Raw genomic sequence first — 15,518 nt, forward strand, 5'->3', positions numbered from 1 at the left:
CAAGCCGTTTGCTCTGAGGCTTTTTGAGTGGTCACTGAGTTGTAGGAAATATCGCCGCATCTAGGTTTTATGAGGCTTTCAGCCTGATCGTTGTCTTTCTATGTTTCACCCGATAGCGTACCTTTGCATGAGAAACGGGGAGCGAACGGGGAAAACGTGGAGGAAACGGGGAAAAATGGCTAAGCGCACGCGCATGACTGAAATGGAGGCCTACGCGGTCAAAACGAGACAGTCGGAACCGGTGGGCTCGCGTGGAAAGGGCACCCTGCTGCTTGAGCGCAAAGCGTCAGGCGCAATCCAGGCCTATTACCGAGAGCGCACACCCGACAGCGACAAGCGGCTGGCTCTGGGGATACTTTCCAAGAAGCCGCGTGTTGGCACAGGTGAGCAGACCCTGGATAGCATCCGTACCGAGGCAATGCGTATTTCGGTTGAGGCATCAGCTGTGGGCGGCCTAGCCAAGTATCTGGATTGCGTTGCCGCTCAGAAGGCTGCGGCTGAAATCGAGCGTGAGAACGCGGAGGCATTGGCGGAGGCGGAGAGGCGGGAGCGCATACGCCTGGCCGAAATAGACGCAGCCCGCGGCAGCTTCCATGATCTGTTCCTGGATTACGTCGAGTCACGTCGCGCCAAAGCGACTCCAGGCGTTGTAAAAGAGCTTGAGCGCTTATTCAAGGCCAACTTGGAGACGCCTCATCCCGAGATCATGCAAATGAAGGCCCGGGACATTCGGTCAGAGCATATTTTGAGCATCCTCAATCCGATCTGGGAGCGTGGCTCCAAGGTTCAGGCCGACCGAATGCGTTCGTTTCTGGTCGCTGCCTTCAATCATGGCTTAACAGTGGAGAGCGTCGTAGGGCGCGCCAATGCGAAGGTGTACAGCCTGGAAATCAATCCGGCCGCGATGGTGAGGGTCGAGAAGGTTTCGGCCCCTGTCGAGCGAGCGCTGTCGGATGCGGAGCTGAGGCACTTTTGGCAGACGATTGAGAGTACAGAGGGCGTCGGTCCCGTGATGGCGCTGCTGTTCAAGTTCGTGATCGCCACTGGCGGCCAACGTATCAAGAACATCATCGACACCACCTGGGCTGACTACGACCTAGAGGCAGGTACAGTCCTGCTGGTTCATCGGAAAGGCAGGGGTGGGCAGACCATGAGTCGACCGCATCTTGTCCCCCTCTCAGATCGGGCCATTTCCCTCATGCTGCGCGTGCGTGAGATCAGCGGCGACCATCAGTGGCCTTGGACAACCCATGGTAAGCAGCCATTCGTTATCAGTAGCCCGACTCATGCAATAGCTGACTGGATGGATTCCAAGCACGCCGCGGTTGACGGAGTGCGGATACCGTCCTTTTCGCCAAGGGACCTGCGCCGTACTTGCACCCAGCTAATGCAGAGGCGGGGCATCGATGATCGGCTGTCGGACCTTTTGCAGGCGCATGGCCAGACGGGAGTGGTATCGAAGCACTACCGGAACAACCCAGAGGCCGCATTGCCAGAGAAGCGCCGGGCTATGGAGCTGTTTGAACATGGATTGGCAGTTGCCCTAGGAGAAGTTAAGGAGAGTGATGGCAATGTGCTTTCAATTTCGCGCCGGAAAAAGAAGGCAGCGGGATCGACGCCCTAAGGCCCAAGGCCAGCGGGTCAAATTTAGCCGCTAAAACCGAGCACCCTCACTCCGCCATCTTCTATCTACCGAGCGCATCGGCACTGCTCGGCCTGGCAGTCACCTGGCCCATGAGTCCCTTCGATCCCAGTCCGCCTACGATTCCCCGATGGGCGAGGCCTGCCGCCATTTTCACTTCCGCAAACCCTGCCGAAACTAGCTAGAAACAGTGCATAACAGGGAATAACAGCGAATAACGGTAAATAAGCAGCGTAGAGTAATACGCAGCGTTGTTACTTGCCGGCTGGGCAGTTCTGTATGTGGGAAAAGAGCGTGCGCGCCACGAAATCGTAATTCACGTTTTTGTGGCGCGGAGTCTATTTCATTCTTCCAGTGGAACAAGGAAATCGGTTTTCGTACCGTCAATGGGATCTGGCCTAGCTGGCGGGATTTTCTACGCAGTCCCGCATGAGGCCCTCAAAAGGTCCTGCTCAGGGCCCAGTAAAACTGGGGGTTTCAGGCTTTCTGACGAATGGTTGCCGCTGACGATGGTCCCCCTGAACGTTCGTGGGATCTGAGTGCTCCAGGGTGCTCCAGAGTGCTCAGGAGGGATTCAGTGGTATTTGGTGGGACATGGTGAGACATATGGGGCTTTAGTTGCGTGAGACGCAAATTTTAGGAACAGGAAAATTATCCACAGGCATCTCGCATTTTCCCGGTTGCTACCCCTAAATCTTGACGCTACTATGCGATCACGCCTGAGACGTTCAGCTCTCGACTGATAAATAATCGATCACGGATGCTGGCCGTCGAATGCTGGAATTGCAGCCAAAGAAAAACCCCCGGTATTCCACTACCGGGGGTCTATACGGGTAAGGACGTTCCACCGTCCTTTGCATACCAGCTTGGCTAGTACACAACCCCGAGGGGAGAAGCGTTTCCAGGGCTTCTATGTGACTCAGTTAGGCGCATTGCGCCTAACTGAGTCACGGGCGGACTGTAGTACCAACGGGAATATTGCGCAACACTGGGGCTCTATACAGGTGCATGTTTTCCGATGACTCGCAGGTCGATCCTCTCGGTTTTTCCCCATCAGGAGAAATCGATCATGGCTCAAATTGCCACCAGCAACGCCGACACACCTCGCCTGCCGATCCCCGGCACTCGCGCTACCGCAGCCCAGCTCTGCGCCAAATACCAAGTCAGCCGCTCCACCTGGTGGCGCTGGTCCAAAACTCCCGGTTTCCCTACCCCTATCCGTTTCGGTCGCTCTGTTCGTTGGGAGCCCGAGTCTGTGGAGTCTTTCCTGCGTAGCCAGGAGGCCTAACCCATGATGAACAATCAACTCTGCGTGACTGCGGGGCGGGGATCGGCTGGCCTGGAAAAAGCGGTTCTATCCCTTCCTGTACCCTTAAAAGTTTTGGTGCTCAGTGCCTGGATTGCCTGGGGTGTTGTAGTGGTCAACCCAGGCGCCAGCTCCGAAAGCGAGGTGGCCTAAATGAAGAAGGCCACGATCTCCGAAGAGAAACGCAGCCAGTCGCAAGGCGATATGGCCACCATCAAGCCACCGAGCAAGATCGCCCGGGTGCTGGAGCACATGTTGAATAGCGGTAGCCTGATCCGCTTCGAGGCCGAGCGCCTGGGCGACCACTGCTTGCACTCGACCATCAGCAGCTTGGCCAACGGCTACGGCCTGAAGTTCCAGCGCCAGCTTGAGCGCGTGCCGAATCACTGGGGCGAGCCTTGCACCGTGACCCGGTACACCCTTCCTGCCGGCGAACGCCGCCGCGCCAGCGCGGTGCTGGAGATGCTGTGTTCGCCATTGAAGCAGCGCCAGCGGGTGGCGGCATGAAAAAGACGACCATGCCACCGGCAGAGCCTGCCAACGAGAAGCCACCCATTACTCTGACCCAGTACAACGGTGAGCCACGCGTAGATAGCCGCCTGCTGGCTGAACAGTTGGAGAACAAGCACAAAAACTCCATGGCGCTGATCGAGCGCTACCTGGCCAAGTTCGAGGAGTTCGGGGTTGTTCCGTTTCAAACGGAGAAACCCTTGGCTGGGACTACTGGGGGTAGGCCGGAACGCTTCGCCCTGCTGAATGAGGATCAAGCGTTCTTCCTGCTGGCGCTGTCGCGCAACAGTGACCGCGTGGTTGGTCTGAAAGCCGACCTCATCATGGCATTCCGCGAAGCCCGGTATGGGTATGCCCGCCAGGCACTGGAGGCTCGCCAACAGCAGGCCAGCGATTGCGGCCGTCGCTTGGCCCACTGGCGCTACGACAAGCCAGGCGCGTATCAGCACGTCGCTCACTTGCGGGAGCAACTGAAGCTCCCGCTCGATCTGGAAGGGGGTGGCCAATGACGCTGGCGCTCAAGAACAGCGACGTTCGGTCGATATTTCTGGTTGCAGGCAATCGTGATGCTCGGTATGGTTCGCCGGTCGCTGCAAATTCAGTGACCGGGTTTGGCGACCCGACGAAATCAAGGCGCATAAGCGCCCCTATCACGATTGCAGGCGCTTTTTTTGTGCCCGCAGTCCCGTGTTATGGCGGCTGTGCGCGGGAGACCTTCGGGTCTGCCGGGTTCCTTGATTCCCGGTTCGCCAACCTGCGTACAGCTGCCACCCTAAATCGTTTGGCGACGATCAGTGGCAGCTCCTCAAATCAAGGAGCTCGACCCATGCACGCCCTCAGTCCGTCCAAAATCCGCGCATACGCCCACCGGCGCCTGGCCCTGGCCGCACTTCGCGCAAACTCTTCCCTGTCTGTCCGTCTCGCCCGCTACAACCATCACGCCGAAATCGCCCGCGCCCTGGAAGGGCAAGGCGGTGCCCAGTGACTTGCGTTCAGCAGCCCGCCGAGGCTGTACAGGGCTTCATCCAATCTCAGGTCGTGATCACCATGCCAGGCCAAGAAGTGTTCCGCATTCCCCCGGTGATCGGGTGCGGCATTGCTACGGATATCGCGGCCATCGTGGGCGCTGATTTCCCGTCCGCATCGATCAGCATCCAAGGACGTTGCCGCGGTTCTTTGGCGGGCCTGGATCATGCTTTGCGCGTCTCGGATGAAGTCTCCGCCGCGCTGGAGAAATGCCAGCGCCAGCCGCGCCCAGGCACTGCGCTGGTGGAGCATTTCAAGGCCGTAGCCCAAGTAGGAGGCGCCCAATGAACCGTCTCCCAAGTGTTGCGATCCTTGAAGGCGAGGTGCTGCCCGAGGCGGTGTTAGATGCCCTCGAAATGTCCCAAATGAATTACGCCAGGGAGGAACATCGCAAGCTGGAAGAAATACTGCTGACGTTCGTGATTCCGGCTATGGGCGGCTATGAAAATAAAATGGCCAGTGACATTGCTAGGCATCTTGAGCAGATCCAATCGTTCAGCGGCAACTACTGCTGGCGCCACCGCCATCTCGGCGCCTCGCATGGTGTCGTTGGCCAGCCCGCTGCTGATGGAGGCCTTGTATGACCTCCGTTATTCACGTGCCCGACGACACTCAAGACGATCTGCGCGACGTACAGGGCGTGCTGGTGCTGCTGAGCATGGCATTGGCGTTGATCGCCTCCCCGGCCACGCCTGTCATTGTCGCTCGCGTCACCGCTGTGATGGCGCAGCACACCGCCATGGCCTGGGCCGAAATGCTGGACGGCATGATTGATGAGCAAGGGGGTGATCTGTGAAGACTGATACCACTCTGCGCATCACCCGCACTCAATATCGTTGTTTCGCGGAGCTGGCCAAGGAGAGCGGCCTGGCTTTGACGATCGCCACCTTCACTGAGCTTGGTGGCATCTGGGGCGAATACAGCTGCTGGGCGCAGCCAATCGTTCGTGACGCATTGAGCGATCAAGCCCAGCGTGACGAGCGGGTTGCTATCAAACTGGCTACCAGCATCAATGCGGGCCGTTTCCGCAGCGCTACTCGTCCGGAAATCGACTGGTCGGCGCTGGATGACAGCGAGATTTATCCATTCGTCTTGCACCACGAGATTGGCCACCACCTCGACAACTTCTCGCTCTGGGACTTGATCCTCGCGCCCGATCAGGTGGTAGGTGACCAGTGCCACAAGGTGATGTACCGCGTGAACGAGATGCTGGCAGACCGTTATGCGTGGGAGCAGGTGCGGCCCGGCGAGCCGCTGCCGCTGAGCGAGACGGGTAAGCGCATGCAGGAGGCAATGGCCGATGACTTGGATCTGTTGCAAAGGCACCTACCCCGTAAGCGCAGAAAGCCCAGGGCATTGCCGGTCGGCCAGTACGCCTATGTGCCTGCCTCGATGCTGAAAACTGAGGAACTGGCCGCATTCGTCGGGCCGCACGTCTCCCCAGCGCTGATTGAACACACCCGAAACCACCGCCGCGTTTATCGCCGCGACTCCAGACTGAGGGGTTAAAAATGACCAGTTTTCAACAGCGCCTCGCTGCGCTGAGGGGATCGGCTTGCCAGAAGAAAGCCATCGAGCTGTTTTACGTGAGCCATCCGAAGGTCGAACGGGCCTTGCTTGGGCCTTTCCTGAGCCAGGCCGACGCCGAGTGCGGGCGCGTAGTTTTGCGTAGCGCTGATGCGGCGGTGACGGCCTGCCTCGTTGAGTCGTTGGACGAGCTGACCTACTGGCACGCGGTGAACAACGGCCAGGTCTGCCGGACTTTCGCTGGCGCCATGGGGGTGAGCCATGAGTAAGGTCACGCCGATTCGCCGCAAGGGTGCCGGCGGTCCGCCGACTGCTGGCTCCTACATCGACAGCGCCAGCTATGCGCTGCTGGTGGAAACCCTGGTGGGCTTTCTGGAACTGCGCATTGCCGAGGGTGACGCAGGCCGTCACTGCCCCGAGTTGGAGCGGCTGACCAACCAACTGGAAAGGCTGGCCAAGCGATTCACGCCGCCACAGGGGGCCGCATGACCGACGCGACGATCCTTTTCCGTGATGTGCTCCAGTCTGCCTATGGTCCGCTCGATTGGCTGCCCTTGGACGATGGCGAAATTCACCGTTTCCACGTCCCCGGCGACAAGCCCGGCACGCTCAATGGCTGGTACTGCCTGTTTGCTGATGGCATTGCCTCGGGCGCGTTCGGGAGCTGGAAGACAGGCGGCACCAGCACCTGGTGTAGCCGTGAGCCGGTCGACGCCCGCGAAGCCGAGCAGGTGCGCCAGCGCATCGAGCAGGCTCGGCGCCAGCGGGAGGCCGAACGTCAGCGGCGCCAGCTCAGAGCGGCCGGTCTGGCGCAGCGTTGGTGGCGTGACGCTCGCCGGGCTGACCCGGCCCACCCCTACCTGGTCGCCAAGTGCATTCGTGCCCACGGCTTGCGCCAGCGTGGTGACGACCTGCTGATCCCTCTATACGCCGGTGGTGTGCTGGTGAACCTGCAACGGATCGCCCCGGACGGCGCCAAGCGCTTTCTGTATGGCGGGCGGATCAAGGGCGCCTATTCACCGCTGGGGCGCATCACGCCGGGCAAGCCTCTATGCATCTGCGAAGGCTGGGCGACGGGTGCCACGCTCCACCAGAGCGGCTACACGGTCGCCTGCGCGATGAACGCCGGGAACCTGAAAGCGGTGGCGCTGGCGCTACGGGCCGACCACCTTGGCACCGAAATCATCATCGCCGGCGACGACGACCGCGAAACCGAGGCCGAAGGCAAGGGCAACCCGGGGCGCACAGCCGCTCATGACGCCGCAGCCGCATGTGGCGGCCTGGTGACCTTCCCCGAGTGGCCAGCCGACGCACCGCTGACCCTTTCCGACTTCAACGACCTCGCCGCCTGGAGGTGCCGCCATGCGCCCGCCTGATACCAACGTCATCAACCTGCGCCCCGAAGCGCCCAAGGTCGAGCCTGATCGTCCGTGCTGGGGCGTATACGAGCACTGGGTAACCAATGAGAAGGGCCGCAGGCTCAAGCCCGGCGTGTACTGGCACGGGTTCAAGCGCAGCGCCGGCGACGATGACAGCGACGACGATAAGGCCGACCGCCCGATCACTGACGAGTGGATCGCCACGCCCGTGACCGTCGCCGCTCGCACCACCAACAGCGATGACGGCAGCGAAGGCCGGTTTCTGCGCCTGCTCACCGACAGCGGCCCCAAGGAATGGATCATTCCCATGGAGGTGTTCGGCGGGAGCGGCGAGGACGCCAGGCGGACGCTGTTCGGCATGGGCGTCATCATCGCCTTGAAGAAGCGCGGCCAGTTCATGGAGTACCTGCTGGACCAGCGCCCTGCAGAAGTGTTCGCCACCACCTGCCGCCCCGGCTGGCATGAGTCGGGCGCGTTCGTGCTGCCTGGGCGCACCATCGGCAGCGACAAGGTGCGCTATCAGGCCAGCGCCAAGGGGCAGAACCTATTCAGCGTGCGCGGCAGCCTCGACGGCTGGAAGGCCGAGGTGGCGGCCAAGTGCGAGGGTAACCCGGTACTGACCTTGGCCATCGGCTGCGCCCTCGCTGGCCCGCTGCTGAGCCTGGTGGGTGTGCTGGGTGGCGGTGTTCACCTGGTGGGCGACAGCTCCAGCGGCAAGTCGTTGGCGCAACTGATCGGCTCGTCCGTATGGGGCGATCCCGGCATCTTCGCCGCATCGTGGGACATGACCAAGGGCGGTTTGGAGATCGAGGCGTCCAGCCGTAACGACACCATGCTGCCCCTGGACGAGATCAAGCGGGCCGACCCCAAGCGCGTACAGGAGATGGCCTACTCGCTCGCCAACGGCCAGGGCAAGGGCACCATGACCCGTGACCGGGAGGCCCGCGGCAAACTAAGCTGGCGCCTGCTGGCGCTTTCCAGCGGCGAGCGCTCCCTATCCGAGCACGCGGCCATCAGCGGTAACGCCGCCCATGCTGGCGCTGAGCTGCGCATGGTCGACGTGAACGCCGGTACCCGCACGCACCGCGCCTTCGATGAATTGCACGGCCTGGAAGGCGCCGACTTCCACCGCCAGCTCACTGTGGCCGTGGGAGCGAACCACGGGCACATCGGGCCGGCATTCGTGGAGAAGCTGCTGGCCAGCGATGACCGCCCCGGTCTGCTTGAGGACTTCGCCGGTACCCGCGCCCAATTCGTCGAGGACAACGCCCAGGCCGGGCGGGTCGCCGATCGCTTCGCGGTGATCGCGCTGGCGGGCGAAATGGCCATTGCCTACGACCTGTTGCCCTGGACGCCGGGCACCGCTCTTGCCGACTGCCAACTGCTGTACGGCGAGTGGCTGAGTCGGGTGGGCGGTGGCAATGCCGAAGACCGCCAGATCCTGGCCGGCATCCTCGACTTCATCGACAAGCACGGCAGCAGCCGGTTCTCGGACGTGGAAGACCAGACGCCGGACACCAAGGTGTTCAACCGCGCCGGGTACTGGGAGGTGGTGGGCACCAAGCGCCTGTACCTGTTCAACAAGTCCGCACTGACAGAGGCCGCCCATGGGCACGGGCTGGCGCGTGTCGTGAAGGCGCTGGAGGGCGCTGGCGCTCTCGCCAAGCACGATACCGACCGGGACAGCCGTAGGACCAAGAAGTACCGCCTGCCTGCTGGTGGGTCTGCCCGGCTGTATGTGATCGACCCCGACGCCATGGATAGCGAAGGCGGTGGCCTATGACCGTCATTACCACCCAACGCCATTGCCCGAATTCACAGGAACCTAAAAACGTGGGGAACAGGGGGAACGGGGGAACAGCCAGCAAATACGCGGCCTGTAGCCGTTCCCCCTTATTGAAGTGTTGGGGAACAGGGGGAACACAAACATGTTTTTGAATATAAGCGCCATTTCTGACCCTTCTGTTTGGTTATCACTGTTCCCCCGTTTTTCGGGTGGGGAACACGTACCCCCGCTGGAGGCCCCGGAAACACTGGGTGTTCCCCGCGTTCCCCCGTTCCCCCGATTTTTTTTCACAGACACATTTGGGCGTTACGGGAATCCGTGTGAGGTGTCGCCATGAGCCTCCTTTCCGACCTGCTCAATCACACGCCGCCGAACGTTGCTGGTGCTGGCAAACCACCCATGGCGAAACGCCCCCCGGATCGTCCGCGCCTGGTGCTGGTCGAGCCTGCCCAATTGCCACCCAGCCCATACGCCAACGCCGCCAATGCCACGCCTGAATGGCGCCAGGCCCGCGACCGGTACATCAGCCATGTGATGACCTGCCGGGGCTGCTATGCGCCTGGTGGTCGCCATTGCCTGGTCGGCGCCGAGCTGCGCACCGCCTACGACACCACGCCCATGGAGGCTCACCCATGACGCTCACACCGACCATGCGCCTGTGCGATATCGCCTCGAAGCCGGGTATTAGCGCCAGCACGCAACTCATCACCACCCGGCGCATCTGCCGCAACATCAGCCGCAACCTCGATGCGATCCACGCTGAGCGACGTGCCATGCGCCGCCAGGCGGGCAAGCTGAAAGCGTTCCTGCCGTTCACCCGCCAGGCCATTGCCGATCTGGAGGAGCAGGCGCAGACGCACCGATCGGTTGAGCGCGCCAAAGCGCTGGTGGCGCTTGCGGGCTTCGGCCAATCGCTCTTGTTCGACCATGACGGGCTGGCCCAGGCCCTGGGGTTCGAGCGCCTGTGCGACCTGCTGAGCGTGAACACCGTGGAGCGCGAGCAAGCCAGGCGGGATGGCTCCACCAGCTTGGAATGCCTGGTGTTCACCCATGCGCTGGAGGACAGCGCAGAACGCCGGGCGCAGAAGTGGAATGACGCGCCGCTGTTCAACGCCTGCCACGCGGCTATGGCGGACTTCATCAGGGACTGCCCCGATGGCGTGCTGCCTGACCCATTCGCACCTGGGGCGCCGTTCGGGCCGAAGCTGCCGCCGAAACTGAGGGTGGTGTGAGCCATGACCGCGCCAGCAATGAAACAGGCGGATTCAGCCGCGAAGACGAAACAGCGGGTTTCAAACGAGCAGCGTCGGCAGGTGCTGGACCTGCGCCGCCGTCACTCGCTGCGTGAGGTGGCCGAGATCACCGGCCTGCCGCTGGGAACGGTGAAGACCTTGGTTTCACGCTCCGGGGCTTTCCGCGACAACGAGCAACATCACGCCCTGTTCACTCTGCCACCGATCAGCGCCAGCACCGAGACCCTGCCGAGCGTGCCCGAGCTGCCGCCGCAGGAGATCGTCACCGGCGACAAGGAAGTGGATGCGGTGCTCTGGCTGCGCTCGATCATCGGCACCGGCCAGGCTGCGCTGATCGACCGTGCCATGGAGGGCGCCAAGAAGATCATGACGTCGCTTGATGTGCTGGAGAAGCGGTACCGGGATTACCTGGTGGCCACAAACCCTGGCCACCCATTCGCCGCCATGTCGTCGTTCGGATTCGCTGACCTGGATGCGCTGGCCACGCGGGCCATCGAGCAGCACCGGCTACGTCTGGAAGGCGCCGCCCGCTTCGGTGATGCCCTGCTGGCCGACACCGAGGCGGAATCGTTCTGTATCGCAGCGTTACGCGGGCTGGAGGCTACCGGCCACCTCGGTGACTTCGACAAGGGCCAGGTAGCCGCCCGGTTCAACGCCCACCCTGAGCTGCTACCCCACACCTTGGCGGATTGCCTGTACGAGCTGGGCTACTGGGACCAGCTCTACCGGCTGCGCAACGCCGTGGACCGGGACGCCAGCGACGGGCCTCCAGAGGCGACGGCGCGGGACTGGTTTGTGTTCGGCCTGCTGGCGCAGATCCGGCCCCGAGACAAGGCAGAGGGTCTGGCTGTGTTCCGCTACCTGGTCGCCAGCCAGCGCGATGACATGGCCGAGTCAGAGGCAATTCTTTGCAACTTGATCGGGTGACCAGCTCGATCGATCACACCACCGGGCATCTGCCCACAACAAGCGCCAGCGGCGCACCCAGGAGTTTACTCATGGCAGCTACAGCAGCTCATTACACACCCCGGACGAAAGTGCGTCTCGGGGGCTTTCTCCGGAAAAAATACTTCAAGGAACAGAGTTTCCTGCTGGACCGGGGCGACCCCAAGGAGGCGGTCAAGGCTATTGACGTGAACTATCCGGGCTTTGCACAGGACGTGGCCGATGCTGAAAGTCGAGGACTTAGGTTCGCGTTATTCAAGAACGGCAAAAATATCGGACAGGATGAACTAGACCTGGGCGGCGCTCGGGAGCTGTGGTTCTTACCCGTGATTCAAGGCAGCAAACGGGCAGGGGTTCTGCAAACCGTCATTGGGGTAGTGCTCATCATCGCATCTTTTTTTGTCGCACCAGGATCTCAGGCGGCATTTCTTGCTGCGGGCATTGGGTCTACGGCCGGCGGCGTAATCCAGATGCTAAGTCCTCAAGCCGGTGGGCTGTCCCAGAGTGGGGCCCCCGAAAACCTGCCGTCATATGCATTCGGCTCAGCTAAAAACACCACCGCCAGCGGTAACCCCGTACCAATCTGCATCGGCGAACGTCGCTGGGGAGGAGCGATCATTTCGGCCTCAATTGTTGCGGAGGACAAGGTATGAACGTACGTGAAAGGATCGCCCACACGATTAAGGCCATCGCTCAAAAAGATCACGCCCAGGTCCGCCAGTTGATAGATAACTGCCCCACAGAGCATGTGGAAGTCGCAAGCCTGGAGTTTCTCAACACGACGAGAATGCTATGTCGTGTGGCCCAGCTTTTCGAGTGCGAGATGCGCGGCCTGGCATTGAACTTCGCGAGCTCAGCTATGGATGGCCCCGCTAAGCTGGAATGTCTTGATCAGATCGCCGCAGCGAACCAAGCTTTTGCAGATTTCTGCAGCGACCATGGCGTGAGTACGCGAGATCTGATTAGCACCGTTGGTGGTCATCATCCTGCGGTCGTCTACCTGACGGGGCTGTCTCCAAGTGCCAAGGGCGACGTTGTGGAGAGCTGGCGGCATTCGTTCGCTGTTGCCGCTGGCGCTGAGATGCTCGGAGAGCGTCGTCACTGATTGGGCTTTGGTCGGGCGCATGTTAGCTTTTCCGTTTCTTGAGTAACGGATGACTGAACCATGCGCTCTACCGGCCTATCCATAATCGCAACTCTTGCCCTCAGTGTCGCGGGCTGTTATTCCCCCGGCGAACTGGTTCAGAAGGGCCCGACCTATTCTGCTCAGACAGCCAAGCAGCCCAAGGCATACGCTCTGTGCGTCTTCCCTCAGTGGCAGGAGAGTCGCCCAGGGGCTACGTTGGCTGAAACCGAAAGCGGTTACCGCCTGCTCAGTGGTGACGATATGGGCACCAACGAGATTTTGCAGATCACCAAGTCCGCCAGCGGCAGCGATGTGAAGTTCTACCAGCGCTGGTACATGGATTTTGGTGCTGGTAGAGCAACGGCGCTGGAGTCGACGAAGAGCTGCCTGTGACTGATTCCGCGCCACGAAATGCGACCTCATGAAATCGTGGCGCGAGACAGACCAAACCGTCTCAGCGAGACTAGATCGACGATCTGCATGATCGCCACGTAAGTAATCACCGTCAGTAACCAGTCAAGGACGCTGAAAAATGAGTTCGGATGAAAGGAGTGTTCAGCTTCACCAAAGCGCGAGCACCGAAACTGCAAACTTCGATCGGTTTGTTCTGGGCGCTTCGATGGCGGCTTGCGCGTACCTCGCTCAGACGATGCCTTTTGGGCCTCTAGGTCTCAACGTGTCCACGATGTACCTGGTCACGCTACTCGTAATGGCACTGAGCGCCGTTTTCGGGTTTCTCCGCATCGAGGCTACGATCACCACAACAAATGCAAACTCGACCTATTTGCACCGGATCGAGATGGGGATGCTAAACGATCTCACCTCAAGGATGCTTGCGAGAGAACCTGCTGATCGTTGGGCCGCTCGCACGAAAACGATGTACCGGATGCGTAACATCACGATGCTGATTTCGTTTTTCTGCTATGTCGGTACGAAGGTGTATGCGAGCTATCCCGCTTGAGTTTGGTCTGCGGCCACGTAAGCATTCCACAATGTTTAGCGGACCAGTTCGCACCGGTGGTTCGCACTACAAGTTCGCAACCCCTATGCGCGAACCTTCCGTGCGAACCTTGGCGGCCTGCCTGTTGAGAAATGTTGAGGTTGTCAGGCGGTGGTTTCCACTCTGGTTTCCAGGGTATTGCGGTTTCCGGTGACCACCATGCCGCAGTGAATGGCCACATGAAAACCACAATGCTCGCTGTCCAGCACCATCCGATCCGATCTCAGGTTTCTCAGGTTTCTCAGGTTCCCGTGTGCAGGTGTGGCCAGCGTGGGCGGATGGTTCGCATACCGGGTTCGCCCCATGGAGCGAACCTGATTGTGGGTCATTGGTAGATTGGCCCGAACATCCCTGAGCTGACGAGAGCTTCCCACACCTTTTTCATCGCTTGGCCGGTTTCCTGACCTACGAAAAGCGATGATCTGCGCCCATATGGTGAGCCTAAGATGTACGGGCGCATGGTCTCCCAGTTTTCTGCCACCTGCGAAGATCTCCACGTAGGGACTTCTTTCTCCAGAAACAGTGGCATGGCAACCGACAGGGGAATCATGCCGTTCTCAAGGTCTATGCCCCAGTCACACCTAACCAATACTGGGTGGGCGTTAGGCTGGTAGAACTGAACGTCAAGGTGTTCAGCTCTTATGAGAGCCGCTTGGTGTCGCGGCAGCTTGTTCACGGCATCAATGACTTTCTGAGGCTCCCGGTACGGGCAAGTGATGAAGCCATTAGCCAAATAGACATTATGATCAAGCCCTGCATAACCGCACCGATCGCTTGGCCGCCTGGCCCATAGGCGATCGGATGACTCGTGGTTGGATACCAATGGGTGCCACGAGGGGTATTCGTCAATGACAGGCCCTAACTCATCAACGATTTCCGCCAGCCTCTCCCGGCTACGCGCCGCCTCATACGGATTGACGCAAATCTCCCTGGATACCAGATACCTCGACGCCTCTTCATACCGGAGGCGTGCCGCTTCGTCTGCTCTGAAAGCCATGTAGCTACCTGCAAGAAAATGGATGAGCTCTCATGATATTGTAGTTTTTCGCATAAAACATGCATTTCGTGCAAAGAATATTGTTTTTGCGTGTATGCGCCGCCTGAGCTCTGTGCCTAGCCTTAATCGCATATGAGACAGGCATGAGACGGAACCAGCATGGCATGGGCGTTTAACGCCCTGCGCCAGGCCGTGCAGGTAAAGCTGGTGGCCGGCGCCGTCTCACATTGTCGGTGGTGCTGGGCGCCTCTTTGACCACGCTTTGACGGAGCACGGACCGGGCAGATGGCAGTGGCCCCTGTGGCCGGGCGTCTGAGGTCTTCCCGGTGCTGGAGGCCGTCAAAGTAGAGGGTCGTACCCCTGACAGACCCCTGACGGATTTTGGACCGCTTTGGACGGATCGGCGCAGGCTTTGCGTGGTAGTGCTGGCGCTATGGCGCGTGATGGCTGGACTGCCAGTCTGGTGGCGGGCTGCTCCGGCCGTAAGCTCGTCCAGAATCGCTGGAGGGAACTAGACCGGCACTAGACGGCGATAGACGGTGGTCTGTGGCCCCATTCGCTGGCTCACCTGCCGGGCCTGGCCTGGGCCAATGCGTGATGGGCTGCCGCGGACAGTCCCGTCTAATGCCGAAGCCCGAATTCTGGACAGGCTCTGGACGGATCAGCGCCAGCACCAGCAGGTGTAATGCCGTAGGAGCGGTGAATTTCCTGATGCGCGGGAGGCTGGCCACCATCGACCGGCGTCTACTCGTCCAGAATGGCCAGAGGCGGCGAAATTCTTGACAGGCCTTGACGGAATTCTTGACAGGGCCTTTACGGATTCAGCCGCTGGCGCTTGAGCAGAATTGGCTGTAAGCCTTGCTGTGCAAGGGCTGGCGCCGTATCCGATTGACCTGTGGGAGCGGAGACCGTCAAGAATTTCCAAGTGTGCTCGTCAAGAGAAATCGGGCGGTTCAGAACCTGACAAAACCTGACATGCCGGGCCTGCAAAGGGGGTGGCCAAAGTAATCCACCCCCTGCG

21 protein-coding genes are annotated in these 15,518 nt (G+C 60.6%); 20 read left to right on the top strand and 1 reads right to left on the bottom strand.

Annotated elements, in window-relative coordinates:
- Window positions 1-175 precede the first annotated feature (175 nt).
- The 20 genes from FPB55_RS01190 to FPB55_RS01275 all read left to right on the top strand — a co-directional run bounded on the left by FPB55_RS01190 (window position 176) and on the right by FPB55_RS01275 (window position 13,461).
- The gene (locus FPB55_RS01190) at window positions 176-1,624 is read left to right on the top strand and encodes a tyrosine-type recombinase/integrase (protein ID WP_178097490.1); all 1,449 of its coding nucleotides are present in this window, start codon (window positions 176-178) and stop codon (window positions 1,622-1,624) included.
- Between the two features lie 1,309 nt (window positions 1,625-2,933).
- Window positions 2,934-3,101 carry a hypothetical protein gene (locus FPB55_RS26135; protein ID WP_178097491.1) on the top strand — a complete coding sequence of 56 codons (168 nt, stop codon included), beginning with the start codon at window positions 2,934-2,936 and terminating at the stop codon, window positions 3,099-3,101.
- Window positions 3,102-3,455, top strand: a complete 354-nt coding sequence (locus tag FPB55_RS01200; protein WP_144187366.1) for a hypothetical protein — start codon at window positions 3,102-3,104, stop codon at window positions 3,453-3,455. It abuts the gene before it with no gap.
- A complete protein-coding gene (locus FPB55_RS01205; protein WP_238706612.1) occupies window positions 3,452-3,967 on the top strand; it encodes a Rha family transcriptional regulator in 516 nt (171 codons plus the stop codon). Before FPB55_RS01200 ends, FPB55_RS01205 begins: the two co-directional genes overlap by 4 nt.
- Before the next feature lie 317 nt (window positions 3,968-4,284).
- Entirely contained in the window at window positions 4,285-4,443 is a 159-nt protein-coding gene (locus FPB55_RS26140) for a hypothetical protein (protein WP_178097492.1), read from the top strand.
- On the top strand, window positions 4,440-4,772 hold the full coding sequence (locus FPB55_RS26145; protein ID WP_178097493.1) for a hypothetical protein: 333 nt from the start codon (window positions 4,440-4,442) through the stop codon (window positions 4,770-4,772). Before FPB55_RS26140 ends, FPB55_RS26145 begins: the two co-directional genes overlap by 4 nt.
- On the top strand, window positions 4,769-5,068 hold the full coding sequence (locus FPB55_RS01215) for a hypothetical protein (protein ID WP_144187368.1): 300 nt from the start codon (window positions 4,769-4,771) through the stop codon (window positions 5,066-5,068). Before FPB55_RS26145 ends, FPB55_RS01215 begins: the two co-directional genes overlap by 4 nt.
- Window positions 5,065-5,280 carry a hypothetical protein gene (locus tag FPB55_RS01220; protein WP_144187370.1) on the top strand — a complete coding sequence of 72 codons (216 nt, stop codon included), beginning with the start codon at window positions 5,065-5,067 and terminating at the stop codon, window positions 5,278-5,280. Before FPB55_RS01215 ends, FPB55_RS01220 begins: the two co-directional genes overlap by 4 nt.
- A complete protein-coding gene (locus FPB55_RS01225) occupies window positions 5,277-5,993 on the top strand; it encodes a hypothetical protein (RefSeq protein ID WP_144187372.1) in 717 nt (238 codons plus the stop codon). The genes FPB55_RS01220 and FPB55_RS01225 overlap by 4 nt, the downstream gene beginning before the upstream one ends.
- Before the next feature lie 2 nt (window positions 5,994-5,995).
- Window positions 5,996-6,280 carry a hypothetical protein gene (locus tag FPB55_RS01230; protein ID WP_144187374.1) on the top strand — a complete coding sequence of 95 codons (285 nt, stop codon included), beginning with the start codon at window positions 5,996-5,998 and terminating at the stop codon, window positions 6,278-6,280.
- Window positions 6,273-6,500 carry a hypothetical protein gene (locus FPB55_RS01235; RefSeq protein ID WP_144187376.1) on the top strand — a complete coding sequence of 76 codons (228 nt, stop codon included), beginning with the start codon at window positions 6,273-6,275 and terminating at the stop codon, window positions 6,498-6,500. Before FPB55_RS01230 ends, FPB55_RS01235 begins: the two co-directional genes overlap by 8 nt.
- Window positions 6,497-7,387 (top strand): toprim domain-containing protein, encoded by an 891-nt coding sequence (locus FPB55_RS01240; RefSeq protein ID WP_144187378.1) that lies wholly within the window; start codon window positions 6,497-6,499, stop codon window positions 7,385-7,387. Before FPB55_RS01235 ends, FPB55_RS01240 begins: the two co-directional genes overlap by 4 nt.
- Window positions 7,374-9,173, top strand: coding sequence for a DUF927 domain-containing protein (locus FPB55_RS01245; RefSeq protein WP_144187380.1), 1,800 nt, complete (start codon window positions 7,374-7,376; stop codon window positions 9,171-9,173). Before FPB55_RS01240 ends, FPB55_RS01245 begins: the two co-directional genes overlap by 14 nt.
- Window positions 9,174-9,509: 336 nt before the next feature.
- Window positions 9,510-9,812, top strand: a complete 303-nt coding sequence (locus tag FPB55_RS01250; protein ID WP_144187382.1) for a hypothetical protein — start codon at window positions 9,510-9,512, stop codon at window positions 9,810-9,812.
- A complete protein-coding gene (locus FPB55_RS01255) occupies window positions 9,809-10,408 on the top strand; it encodes a hypothetical protein (protein WP_144187384.1) in 600 nt (199 codons plus the stop codon). Before FPB55_RS01250 ends, FPB55_RS01255 begins: the two co-directional genes overlap by 4 nt.
- 3 nt (window positions 10,409-10,411) lie before the next feature.
- Window positions 10,412-11,356 (top strand): hypothetical protein, encoded by a 945-nt coding sequence (locus tag FPB55_RS01260; protein ID WP_238706613.1) that lies wholly within the window; start codon window positions 10,412-10,414, stop codon window positions 11,354-11,356.
- A gap of 71 nt (window positions 11,357-11,427) precedes the next feature.
- The gene (locus tag FPB55_RS01265; RefSeq protein ID WP_144187386.1) at window positions 11,428-12,027 is read left to right on the top strand and encodes a tail assembly protein; all 600 of its coding nucleotides are present in this window, start codon (window positions 11,428-11,430) and stop codon (window positions 12,025-12,027) included.
- Window positions 12,024-12,479, top strand: coding sequence for a hypothetical protein (locus tag FPB55_RS01270; protein ID WP_144187388.1), 456 nt, complete (start codon window positions 12,024-12,026; stop codon window positions 12,477-12,479). The genes FPB55_RS01265 and FPB55_RS01270 overlap by 4 nt, the downstream gene beginning before the upstream one ends.
- A gap of 237 nt (window positions 12,480-12,716) precedes the next feature.
- Window positions 12,717-12,893, top strand: coding sequence for a hypothetical protein (locus FPB55_RS26150; RefSeq protein ID WP_178097494.1), 177 nt, complete (start codon window positions 12,717-12,719; stop codon window positions 12,891-12,893).
- A gap of 139 nt (window positions 12,894-13,032) precedes the next feature.
- Window positions 13,033-13,461, top strand: a complete 429-nt coding sequence (locus tag FPB55_RS01275) for a hypothetical protein (protein WP_144187390.1) — start codon at window positions 13,033-13,035, stop codon at window positions 13,459-13,461.
- Window positions 13,462-13,604: 143 nt separating this feature from the next.
- Here the strand turns inward: FPB55_RS01275 and FPB55_RS26155 are convergent, their stop codons facing one another.
- On the bottom strand, window positions 13,605-13,997 hold the full coding sequence (locus FPB55_RS26155) for a hypothetical protein (RefSeq protein WP_178097495.1): 393 nt from the start codon (window positions 13,995-13,997) through the stop codon (window positions 13,605-13,607).
- Window positions 13,998-15,518: the final 1,521 nt, after the last annotated feature.

Source organism: Pseudomonas sp. BJP69, assembly GCF_007633355.1.
Classification (GTDB): domain Bacteria; phylum Pseudomonadota; class Gammaproteobacteria; order Pseudomonadales; family Pseudomonadaceae; genus Aquipseudomonas; species Aquipseudomonas juntendi.